Origin of the sequence: Denitrobacterium detoxificans, assembly GCF_001643775.1 — a bacterium.
Classification (GTDB): Bacteria; Actinomycetota; Coriobacteriia; order Coriobacteriales; family Eggerthellaceae; genus Denitrobacterium; species Denitrobacterium detoxificans.
In genome coordinates, this window is record NZ_CP011402.1 from 1,507,318 (window position 1) to 1,518,497 (window position 11,180).

11 protein-coding genes are annotated in these 11,180 nt (G+C 62.0%); 2 read left to right on the forward strand and 9 right to left on the reverse strand.

From position 1 onward, the window contains the following. Nucleotides 1-60: 60 nt before the first annotated feature. From AAY81_RS06420 to rnd, 5 genes are all read right to left on the reverse strand, one after another. A complete protein-coding gene (locus AAY81_RS06420) occupies nucleotides 61-462 on the reverse strand; it encodes a histidine triad nucleotide-binding protein (RefSeq protein ID WP_066662850.1) in 402 nt (133 codons plus the stop codon). A 51-nt stretch (nucleotides 463-513) separates the two neighbouring features. Continuing rightward, nucleotides 514-774: an exodeoxyribonuclease VII small subunit gene (gene xseB, locus AAY81_RS06425; protein WP_066662853.1), complete on the reverse strand. Its 261-nt coding sequence runs from the start codon at nucleotides 772-774 to the stop codon at nucleotides 514-516. Nucleotides 775-783: 9 nt separating this feature from the next. Further along, nucleotides 784-2,136 carry an exodeoxyribonuclease VII large subunit gene (xseA, locus tag AAY81_RS06430; RefSeq protein ID WP_066662855.1) on the reverse strand — a complete coding sequence of 451 codons (1,353 nt, stop codon included), beginning with the start codon at nucleotides 2,134-2,136 and terminating at the stop codon, nucleotides 784-786. A gap of 9 nt (nucleotides 2,137-2,145) precedes the next feature. Beyond that, a complete protein-coding gene (locus tag AAY81_RS06435; RefSeq protein ID WP_177168503.1) occupies nucleotides 2,146-2,808 on the reverse strand; it encodes a zinc metallopeptidase in 663 nt (220 codons plus the stop codon). A 102-nt stretch (nucleotides 2,809-2,910) separates the two neighbouring features. Beyond that, on the reverse strand, nucleotides 2,911-4,059 hold the full coding sequence (rnd, locus tag AAY81_RS06440; RefSeq protein WP_066662869.1) for a ribonuclease D: 1,149 nt from the start codon (nucleotides 4,057-4,059) through the stop codon (nucleotides 2,911-2,913). 73 nt (nucleotides 4,060-4,132) lie between these two features. On the opposite strand from rnd, the gene AAY81_RS06445 reads away from it, so the two are divergent. Further along, nucleotides 4,133-5,044 carry a diacylglycerol/lipid kinase family protein gene (locus AAY81_RS06445; RefSeq protein WP_066662875.1) on the forward strand — a complete coding sequence of 304 codons (912 nt, stop codon included), beginning with the start codon at nucleotides 4,133-4,135 and terminating at the stop codon, nucleotides 5,042-5,044. A gap of 749 nt (nucleotides 5,045-5,793) precedes the next feature. On the opposite strand, the gene AAY81_RS06450 is transcribed toward AAY81_RS06445, so the two are convergent. From AAY81_RS06450 to AAY81_RS06460, 3 genes are read right to left on the reverse strand one after another with little or no spacing between them, the layout of a single operon-like run. Further along, a complete protein-coding gene (locus tag AAY81_RS06450; RefSeq protein ID WP_066662879.1) occupies nucleotides 5,794-6,657 on the reverse strand; it encodes a TerC family protein in 864 nt (287 codons plus the stop codon). A 27-nt stretch (nucleotides 6,658-6,684) separates the two neighbouring features. Beyond that, nucleotides 6,685-7,245, reverse strand: a complete 561-nt coding sequence (locus AAY81_RS06455; protein WP_066662884.1) for a Fe-S-containing hydro-lyase — start codon at nucleotides 7,243-7,245, stop codon at nucleotides 6,685-6,687. A gap of 9 nt (nucleotides 7,246-7,254) precedes the next feature. Further along, nucleotides 7,255-8,100: a fumarate hydratase gene (locus AAY81_RS06460; protein WP_066662888.1), complete on the reverse strand. Its 846-nt coding sequence runs from the start codon at nucleotides 8,098-8,100 to the stop codon at nucleotides 7,255-7,257. 120 nt (nucleotides 8,101-8,220) lie between these two features. Between AAY81_RS06460 and AAY81_RS06465 the strand changes: the two genes are divergently transcribed. After that, nucleotides 8,221-9,015 carry a hypothetical protein gene (locus tag AAY81_RS06465; protein WP_066662890.1) on the forward strand — a complete coding sequence of 265 codons (795 nt, stop codon included), beginning with the start codon at nucleotides 8,221-8,223 and terminating at the stop codon, nucleotides 9,013-9,015. A 697-nt stretch (nucleotides 9,016-9,712) separates the two neighbouring features. Here the strand turns inward: AAY81_RS06465 and AAY81_RS06470 are convergent. Continuing rightward, the gene (locus AAY81_RS06470; RefSeq protein WP_066662897.1) at nucleotides 9,713-11,053 is read right to left on the reverse strand and encodes a hypothetical protein; all 1,341 of its coding nucleotides are present in this window, start codon (nucleotides 11,051-11,053) and stop codon (nucleotides 9,713-9,715) included. Nucleotides 11,054-11,180 lie beyond the last annotated feature (127 nt).

Here is an 11,180-nt window from a genome sequence, read left to right on the forward strand (position 1 = left end):
TGCTCCGTTGCAGAGCGCCGCCGCTTAAGTGAAGACTTATTCAAATGCGGGGTTTAGGCCCTATTCTGCGGAGGAACCGTGAATTTCCGCGGCATTCGTAGCCGACGTACCCCAGTCCTGGTCGTTCGGGCGCGGCATAAGGCCGCCACCGAGCACGTGCACATGCAGGTGACGCACGCTCTGGCTGGCGTTTTCGCCCGTGTTCACCAACAGGCGGAAGCCGTCCTCGTGAATGCCCTTGATGTCGGCAACCTTCTGCACCGTGGCGAACAGGTGACCCAGCACGTCCTCGGGAACGTTGTCAGCCACGTCGGAGTAATGGTCCTTCGGGATGATGAGCGTATGCACGGGCATGAGCGGCTCCATGTCATCGAAGGCGATGACCTTGTCGTCTTCGTACACCACGCTCGTGGGGATTTCGCCCTTGGCTATCTTGCAGAAGATGCAGTTCTCATCATGCATGGGGGGTCCTTTCGTAAAATGCCAGCTAGTTGGTCGGATTACATTGTAGCCCTACGCCTTGTGCAGCGTGGTGTCGATTTCGTCGTCGGTGGCATCCTGCTCCAGTTCGCCCATGAGGGCGTCGACTTTCTGCTGGGCGCCATCGAGCCTGCCACGCAGCTCGCGCAGCAGCGCCACGCCGCGCTCGTAGGCAGCCAGGCTGTCTTCCAGTTCCAGCGTGTTGCTTTCCAGCTGCGCCACGATCTGGTCGAGCTGGGCCATGGCCTGGCGGAACGACAGTTCGCTGATGGGGGTTTCCTGAGCTTCGGGCATGAGTGCTCCTTACGATTGGCTTGGGTTGGGAGTGGACGATTCTACGGCGCAGTCGAGCGTGCCATCGCTCACGCGCACAGAAATGCGGCTGCCAGCGGGGGCCTGCTCGACGGTTTTCACGATGGTGCCCGCTTCGGTACGGGCGAGCGAGTAGCCGCGACCCAGAATGGCCAGCGGCGAGAGATCGTTCAAGCGGGCGGCACGCATGTCGATCTGCTGCTCGGCGGCAGGCAGAATAGCCTTCCCCGCCGTACTCAGGCGCTGCGCCTTACCGGCCAGCTGCTGCCCCGTAGCCTGAAGCGCCGTGCGGCCGTACGTGGCCAGGCGTGTTTCGTACTGCGCCAGCGCAGCGGCGTCGCGGACCAACCCGCCGGGGATGGCGCGCTGCAAGCGACCTGCGGCGATGTCGATGGCCTGCGCGGGCGCGGCCAACAGGAAATGCGGGTCGCGGAAGAAGGGCTTGTCCTCGAAGCGGCCGATGACCATGCTGCTGCGCTCGAGGCGGCCCGCCAGGCGGTCGTGCATGGAACGGCCACGTGCCAGGATGCCCTCGCGCAGTTCGCGGATGTCGGGCGCGGCGCTTTCGGCGGCTGCCGTGGGCGTGGATGCACGCAGGTCGGCCACCATGTCGGCGATGGAGGTGTCGGGCTCGTGCCCAATGCCGGTGATCACGGGTACGGGGCACGCCACGATGGCGCGCGCCAGGCCCTCGTCGTTGAAGGGCATGAGGTCCTCGAACGAGCCACCACCACGCACCAAAAGCACTTCCTCGGCACCAGCGGCAACCACGCATTGCAGGCCCTCTACCAAGCCCGCGGGTGCTTGCGCGCCCTCCACGGGCACGCCAGCCAACACCACGCGCGCCAGCGGGTAGCGGCGGCGCAGCGTGCGCAAAACGTCGTGCACGGCAGCGCCACGCGGCGACGTAACCAGGCCAATGACCTGCGGGTACGTGGGAAGTGGGCGCTTGCGGGCGGCATCGGTGAGGCCTTCGGCCTGCAGCTTGCGCGCCAGGTTTGCCACCTTCGCGCGCAGATCGCCTTCGCCGGCAAGCGCCAGGCCGAAGACGTCGAAGTTCATGCGGCCCTTCGCCGCATACAGGGTAAAGCGCCCGGTAAGCTGCACGAGCATGCCCACGCGCAGCTGCACGCCCGTGGCGCGGAAGCGGTTCTGCCACATCATGCAGGGCATGGAAGACGCCTCGTCCTTCACGGTGAAGTACACGGCCTTGTAGCCGGGCTTGTTCGAGACTTCCGACACCTCGCCCACGAGCGTGACGGTGCAGGATTCAAGCGCGCCCTTCGCAAGCTGCATGGCCTGCGAAACGCTGAGCGGCTTGCGTACGCCTTCCCCCTCTGCCATGAACGCGCCCTAACGACGCTGGCCGATGAGCCAGAGCAGCTGCAGCGCAGAAACGAGCGCGGCGGCTACGTACGTGAGGGCGCAAGCGCGCAGCACGCTGAAGGCGCCGGCGCGTTCGCCCTGAGGCAGGCCCGCGGCTTCCAGATACTGCATGGCGCGGTGGCTGGCGTTGAATTCAACCGGCAGCGTGACCAGCTGGAACAGCACTGCGAATGCATACAGGATGATGGCCAGGTCGATAAGGCCCGCCAGGTTCATGAAGATGCCGGCGAGCAGCGCGATCATCCAGGCGTTCGAGGCGAAGTTCACCACGGGCACCAGCGCCGAGCGGAACTTCATGGGGCCGTAGCCTTGCGCGAACTGGCACGCATGGCCAACCTCGTGGCACGCCGTGGCGATGGCCGTGATGGACGGCTGGCTATACGCATGCGGGTCGAGCGTGATGGAGTTGTTGCGCGGGTCGAAGTGGTCTTCGCTTTCGCCGCCGCGATGGAACGGCACGCCCTGCACGCCGTTGTATGCAAGCATGTTCTGGCCCGCCTGCACGCCCGTGAGACCCCAGGAGGAAGGCACGTTGGAGTACTTCTTGATCTGGGAGTTCACGTATGCCTGGGCGCCAAAGCCGATGACGGTGGATACGACGATGAGGATGATATAACCGGTAGAGAACATGAACAGGCCTTTCGTAGCCGCGAACGGACATGCGTTCGCTGTTTGTTTGAACAGGATTATATACGCAGTCCCTGCAAAACCCCTACCCCCAGCAGGAAAAACCTACGATTCGCTCGTTTTCGTTACCTTCAGGTTGCCATCTTCCAGCGAAAGCGAAATCTTGCCGTCGAGCAGCTCGAGCAGTTCGTTGCCCACGATCTGCGCGCGCCAGCCCTTCAGCAGCTCCACGTCGCGATAGCCGCGCGCCAGCGACACCAGCTCGCTGTGGCCGGCCAGCGTCTGGAACGCCACGCCCGCCTCGCGCGAACGCAGGCGCACAAGCGCCGACATGACGTCGATTTCCAGGTCGACGTTGTGCTCGTTCTTCTGCGGGCGGTCGTGCGCGGGCCACTCCTCTTCGGGAGCATCCAGGCCACGTACCAGGGCGGCAACCACGTTGCGCGCATCGGCCGTGCCCAGCTTGTCGGACACGCCGCGCACCATGAACAGCTCGTCAATGGTGCGAGCCTCGCGCTTGCACGCCTCCACGATCTGCTCGTCGGTGACGACCCACTTGCGCGGAATGTCGAGCTCGCGGGCACGCTTCTCGCGCCAAGCCGCAACCTCGCGCGCGGCAGAAAGCTGACGGCGGGAAAGCTGCGAGACGCGCTTCAGGCGGCGGAAGCGCTCGCGCGGGTCGTCGTGATAGCGGCTCTCGTCGACAAGCGCGGCGAAATCGTCGTCGAGCCAGTTGATGCGGCCAAGCTCGGAAAGGCGCTTGGACATGCGGCGATACATCTTCGGCAGGTAGATGACGTCGTCGGCAGCGTACTTGATCTGCGAAGACGAAAGCGGACGACGCGACCAGTCGGTAAACGAGTCCATCTTCTTCAGCTGCACGCCGCACACGTCGTTCACCAGGGCGCCGTAGCCAATCTGCTGCGTGTGCCCCATGAGGGCCGCGGCAAGCTGCGTGTCGAACACGGGCTTGGGCATGGCACCGGTTTCGCGGAGCAGGATTTCGATGTCCTGCGTGCCCGCATGAAACACCTTCATGATGGTGGGCGATTCCAGAAGCGGCACGATGGCCTTCAGGTCCGTCACGCCGAAGGGATCGATGATGACGGTTTCCTTGTCGGCCTGCATCTGCAGGAGGCAAAGCTTCGGATAGTACGTTTTCTCGCGCAGAAATTCGGTGTCGATGGCGAGAACTTCGGATGTCAACGCTCGGTCAACGAATGCCTCGAGCTGGGCCTGGTCGGTTATGAACACGCTTTACAATCCTTACCACATATGGGTATACCTAGTTAATACGCTTTGACATCATAGCAATAGAAGGGGCGCTGTGAAACTTCTCGTACTGAATAACCTATCTTCTGGATACGGCGGCGATCTCATTTACGACTTCGCGCGGTCGTTCGCCAAAACAGGCGATGAAGTTTGCATTCGCTGCGTCGACGCCGATTCGTCGTTCGAGGAAGCGCTGGCCGACGCGTCCGATTTCGATGCCGTGGTCGCCTCGGGCGGCGACGGCACGCATGCCGCCGTTTGCTATCTGCTGCGCAACACGGGCACGCCCATCCTGCCCTTCCCCGCCGGCACCGCCAACCTGCTCTGCATGAACGTTATGTCGCCCATCGAGCCGTTTGCGCTGGCACAGTTGGTGCGCGAAGGCGAGTGCCTTGATTTCGACCTGGGCGAGATCGTCACGAGCGAGGGCAGCCACGGCTTCTCGATGATGGCGGGCTGCGGCTACGACGCCACCATGATGGCCGACGCGCGTCGCGACAAGAAGCGCTGGGGGCCCGCCGCCTACTTCAAGGCCGCATTCCAAAACCCAAACCCCCAGGTGGCGCATTTGAAGGTCACCGTCGACGGCGTCACGCACGAACACGAAGGCGTGGGCGTCATGCTGGTGAACTTCAGCAAGATTCAGTTCGACATCTCCATTACGCCGCGCAACCTGCCCAACGACGGGGCGCTCGACGTGCTGGTGCTCACCACGCAAACGGCTTGGGACCTGCTGCCCACCGCGCTGGGCGCCGCATTCGACCACTCGGGCGGCACGCTGGAAGCGAGCAATGCGCTCGTGTACTACCGAGGCCGCGACATCCGCGTGGAATCCGACCCAGAACTGCTGGTTCAGTACGACGGCGAGCCGCTGGAAGCGCACACGCCCTTCACCGCGCGCGTGCTGCCCGCCGCCTGCAAGATCATCGTCTCCGACGACGGCTACAAGCTGTTCACCGCGCAATAGGGCGCCTTCCCGAGCGCGCGTTGGCGCGATCGAATGCTCGCCGAGGTGACCAAATGCGCGAAAACCAGCGAGAAACATGCCGTTTGGCAAAAATCGCGCGCTCAATGTAAAAAATTCGCGTTTCTGAACATCTTTTCAGCCGCCGGACGCAGGAGCGAAAAACCCCACCTGGGCAAACAGTGACCCACAGCATTGAATTCGTCCGTCACAACGCCAAAATGAGGGCATTCTGCCCCGTTCCGTGTTCAGAACGACGAATTATTTACATCAGAAGGTCTACTTTTGCCAAAGGCAGCCTATTCGCACGCGTCGATGTGGGAGAAATGCCCCGTTTGGCAAAATCGGGAGGCTAAATGTAAAAAATTCGTCGCCGTACAGGTAGTAATGGCAACGAATGTCGCCCAGACAGACGCATGGGCATGGGAACGTGAATCAACATGAACGTTTTCCCAGGTCGAGAAATCTGACATAACGGCTTGCAATCCGAGCAACCTGTACAGCGACGATTTTTTTACATTGAAGGGGCCGTTTTTGCCAAAGGCAGCCTAATCCCACTCACCACACGCAAGCGAGGCTACGCCATGTAGGCCCACATATACCCCATGCCAACGAGGCTGCCGTTACGCGTCCGCATGCAAAAAGGCGTCCCGCAGCATTGCTGCGGGACGCCTTAGAAACAACGGCGCTCAGACGCGCGTCATGCACATACTTGCACGCCAGCGCTAGCACGCGAGCGCTGGCGCTCGCTGTTATGCCTCGATTTCGCCCTTCTCGATGAGCTCCTGACGCATCTCCTCGCGGCCGCGCTCGATCTCGCGCTCGCGATGGAACGCTGCGGCGCGCTTGTTGTACGTCATCTGGATGATTTCCATCACCAGGCTGAAGATCATGGCGAAGTACACGAGCACCTTTTCCAGCGACATGCCCAGCGCCTCGATCTCGACGCCCGTATGCAGGCCAAAGCCATCGAGCGTGAGCAACACGCCAATGGACAGGATGAACACCAGCGCCAGGATGGTGATCTCGGCATGCTTGTTGATGAAGTCGCTTACCTGGTCGATGAACACCATCATGAGCAGGATGGCGGAGATCACGGCGATGATCATGATGATCAGGTGCTCGGCCATGCCCACGGCGGTGATCACGGAGTCGATGGAGAACACGATGTCCATGACCATGATGGTGCCCACGGCCTGACCCAGACCAATCTGGTGCGCCTTCTTGTCGGCATCGTCGCCATGCTTGGCGCGCAGCTCCTCCAGGGCCAGCATGCTACGCAGCTCGCTGGCGCCCTTGTAGATGAGGTAGATGCCGCCAGCAGCCAGCAGCATGTCGCGCACCGAGAACCCATGCGAGTAGAAGCCCAGGTCCACGGTGAAGACGGGCTGCATCATGTGAATGAGCCACGACGCGAAGCACAGGAAGATGACGCGCATGATCATGGCGCCCGCCAGGCCCAGCTTGCGGCCGATGTGCTGCTTGCTTTCGGGCAGGCGGTTCGTGGTGAGGGCGATGAACGCAATGTTGTCCACGCCCAGGACGATTTCCAGGAATACCAGAGTCAGCAGGCTGATCCAGGCTTCCGCGGTAAGGAAAATCGAAAAGTCAATCATGTGATGGTGCTCCTTGGGTAAAACGTTCTATTGGCCAACGCGGTAGCGCGCGGGGCCGTCTTCATACAGGTTCCCGCCATGCGCGTCGATGGCCACGATGCACGGGTAGTCTTCCACGACCAGGCGACGAATGGCCTCGGGGCCCAGGTCGTCGTACGCCACGACCTCGCACTCCTTCACCGAGGAGGCAATGAGCGCAGCGGCGCCACCCACGGCGGCGAAGTATACCACGCCGTGCTCCACCATGGCATCGATGACATCCTGGCTGCGTGGGCCCTTGCCCACCATGCCAGCCAGGCCCGCCTGCTCGATCATCTGCGGCGTGAAGGCATCCATGCGCCCGCTCGTGGTGGGGCCGCAGCTGCCGATGACGTGCCCGGGCTTGGCAGGCGTGGGGCCTGCATAGTAGATGACCTGGCCCTGCAGGTCGACGGGCAGCTCCTCGCCCGCGTCGAGCGCAGCAGTCATGCGCGCGTGCGCGGCATCGCGACCGGTGAAGATGGTTCCCGAAATGGAGACCATGTCGCCGCAACGCAGCGAACGCGCCACTTCGGGGTCGAGAGGGGTGGTAATGCGCTTGATATCCATGGTTCCCCCTTACAGTACGACGCTCTTGTGGCGTGCAGCATGGCAGTTCAGCGTAACGCCCACGGGCATGGTGGCGATGTGCGTGGGGTACGTCTCGATGTGCACGGCCAACGCCGTAACGCGGCCGCCAAAGCCCTGCGGGCCAATGCCCGAACGATTAATGGCTTCCAGCAACTCAGCCTCGAGCTGGGCATAGCGTGCATCGGGATTGGGCGCGCCCACCTTGCGGCGCAGCGCCTCCTTGGAAAGCATGAGCGCCTTGTCGGCGTTGCCGCCAATGCCCACGCCCACGATCGTCGGCGGGCAGGGATTGCCGCCCGCTTCCACCACCGCACGCAGCACGGCATCCTTCACGCCCTGCAGACCCTGGGCCGGCTTCAACATGAACAGGCGGCTCATGTTCTCGCTGCCCGCGCCCTTCGGCATGATGGTGAGCGTAACCGCATCGCCGGGCACCAGGCGCGTGTACACAATGCCAGGCGTGTTGTCGCCCGCATTCACGCGGTTCAGCACCGGGTCGACCACCGTGGACTTGCGCAGGTAGCCTTCGGTATAGCCCTTCGCGATGCCGGCGTTAATAGCCTCCTCGAAATCGCCGCCCACGATGTGCGCTTCCTGCCCTACCTCGGCAAACACGATGACCATGCCCGTGTCTTGGCACATGGGCACGCCGTCTTCGCGGGCGATGCGCGCATTGCGGCAGATCTTCTGCATGGCCCAGCGACCAAACTCGCTCTCCTCGCGCTCGGCCGCGGCGTTGATGGCCTCCTCGGCGTCGCGCGGCAGGTCGCACGCAGCCTCCATGCACAGCCGTGCCACTTCCTGGGTAATGGTGGCAGTTGAGATATCTCTCATGCTTCCCGGATCCTTCCCGTTTGTTCTCTTGAAGGACAGTGTAGCGCCCCCGGGCCTGCCGTTGGGAAACCTCCAGACCGAATGCTATAATCTTCCCCTGTTATACGCTAAGGAGCATCTATGTTGGAAATCCCCCAGTTCCTTCGCCCGAAGGACACGAGCGCGCATACCGTAGAATCTTCCGGGCCCGTGCGCTACTACGACGGCAGCGCCCTGTCGCGCCCGCTCGACCTGCCGAAACGCTATTTCTATCTGCTGGGGGCAATCGCCCTCGCCGCGCTGGTCATTGGCGTTTCCTGGGGAATCAACTGCTACGCCAACGTGGTATACGGCAGCCAAGACGAACAAGACGCCGTGAACGAGATGCTCACCCGCGGCGAAACCGTGCAATCCCCCGCGCTCATCAATCTCGTGGGCCTCGACGCGCAGGGCATCATCGACACGCAGGCGCAGCAAGGCCAAACGGTCATCGACATCTCGTCGGTTTCGAAGAACACCGAACACATCAACGTCATCAAGCTGCCTTCCGACGTTACCGCAGTTGACGCGCTGGCGTACTACAGCAAGGGAATCGCCAATCTGTCGGCTTCAGAAGCCGTGAAGCTGCTCACGGGCAGCTGGCGCCTGGAGCAGCAAAACGCCGGCAATACCGACCTGCACCTTACCTACGCCGACTTCACCTCGGGCACGGTTGACGCTGCCGTTACCAACGCCATGGCCGACCAGGGCTTCGATTCCGCATCCGTCACCGATTCGGGCGTCGACTCGAACGGCAACACGTACCAGAAGGGCACCATCGAAGTCGACGGCGCCACCTACACCTGGACGGTAAGCGCCTGCGCCCTTTCCGAGGTGTACGACAACTCGGGTCTGCCCAGCACCGCGCAATACGTGGGCGTACGCCTAGCCGCGTAAGCCGCCAAGCCAACGGCGTAAACCGCCGGCAACCCCACCACCAAGACGCATGCGCGCCCGCCCCAACACGGCGGGCGCGTTTTTCGCGAGTACAAGGTGAACAAGCGCGGCTGAATCGCACGTCCATCGCGGTTATGAACGCGCCGGAATGCGAGATAGGCAGAGGGAACGAGTAGACATACGATCCCATTATCGAGTCGCACATACGCCGCATTCGCCAGCGCTAACGCCCAGAACATGCAGTAGCCACTTAGCGGGCTCCAAGTAACCGCATCCGTTAATGGCAAATGAGAGCGCTCAAACAGATGGCCCTCATGGCGGTATCGCCAATCGCCCGCATCAACCGGAAGCAACCGCGCCGGTTCAAGCGCCCCATGACAGGGCTGCAAAAGCATCTCGAACGCCAAAATGGGCAAATCCGGGGCCCGAAAATGCAAAAATGTAACCGTTTACACGTTATTCCCCACCCCGCGGCAAGCTCAGCATTTCGCGAACTGGGGAAACGCAATTAAACGCAGCCCCGAACGAGCAAAAGACACCCCAAAACCCGTCGAGAACGCGATTCCAGCGTGTAATCGGCGACATTTTTTACAATCGAACGCCTAAATCTGCCCGTTTTGCAATTTGCCCCCGCAATGCGATGCAAAGCGAGGGCGTCAGGCCAAAAAAGAAGCGATCAAACGCACGAACCGCGGCGCTACGAATTGGAAGACGAGCTCGTAGATTGCGCCGACAAATCGCTGGAATCCGAAGACGAACTCGAGGAGGTGCCGCTCGCAGAACTGCTCGAGGTATCGGAACCCGCTGAAGCGCTATCCGACGAACTCGTAGTCGAACCCGAAGTCGAAGCGGAATCGCTGCTCGAGGCGCTGTCAGACGAGCTGGTAGACCCACTCGACGTATCAGACCCGCTGGCAGACGAGCTCGACTCCTGCGAACTGGAACTCTGCGCCTGCTGATTGGTTGCTGTGTTGGAGGAGTCGGCCTCGGTGTCAGACTGCGTGCTCTTCTCGGTCGATTCCTTTGCCTCGTCCTTGGACTGCTGCGTCTCGGTGGACGCCGGGGCAGAGGTGGAAGCGGCGTCGTTCGCGCTAGTCTGCGCAGTGGTCGTGCTCGGCGACGACAGCACCTCGGTGCTCCCCCAGCCCTGGCCACCAGTAACCAACGTCACCAGGCCCGCGGTAATGGCAATGGCGACAAGCGCGGCCACAACCGAAACCACGATCGCCCAGCGCTGAACCTGCGACTTACGCGCGCGATTGCTACGCGCCTTGATGAGCGAGTTGCGCGCCGATGCAGAACGACGGGCGGAAGCATGCGCACCATCGCTCGAAGCGGTAGAGCGTTGCGCGTAGCCCACAGCATCGGAGGACGCGTGCGAAGAACCATACGTGCTCGTTCCGGCAGCAACGGCCGCATTTGCGCCCTCGGCAGGTAGAACCGACGTCGCACCCTGAGCGAACGTAGAACGCATGGAGGCGTCGGCCTCCGAAAACGTCGCACTATCGGGCGGTAGCATCGACGTCGCGCCATCAGCAGATAGAACGCTCGTTGCAGCATCGGCTCTCAACGCGCTTGCCTCGGAAGCGTGTGCGCCATAGCGCGCCTCGCCTGCGGGGACGGCCATAACCGTGGCAGCGCCCGCAGCGGCGGGAATCACGGACGTCGCGCCAGCAGCGCCAGCCGCACCCGATGCGCCGCCAATATGCGCCGCATTATCCCGCGATAGCGGAGAGGGTGCCGCTTGCCCCACCAAATCCGACGGCGACTTGGCGGCATTGCCGTTCGCATCGCCATCCGAATCGTCGTTCGAACGAATCTTGTCGGCCGACTTCAGCATGATGTTCTTGTACACCTGGGCGGTAACCGTGGCCACGATCGAGCCTACGGCCGTACCAAGCAACGAGCCCGCAATACCAATCTGCGACGACAGCAAAAGCGACGTCACCGCCGCGAGCGCCGTAGCGATCACCTGGGCAAGAGATAGGTTTTCGAACAACGAGCCTTTCTTTTTCGCAGCAACAGCCGTTTCGGTCATATACACTCCTTCGTTTTGCTCGCCCTCTACGCTAGGAGGGAAATCTGAAGAAAGCGTTAAAAGCCGCAGCGGTTTGTCGATTCGTTACGAAATAGGCGCAGAAGCCCAACAAGGCATACAAGCATTG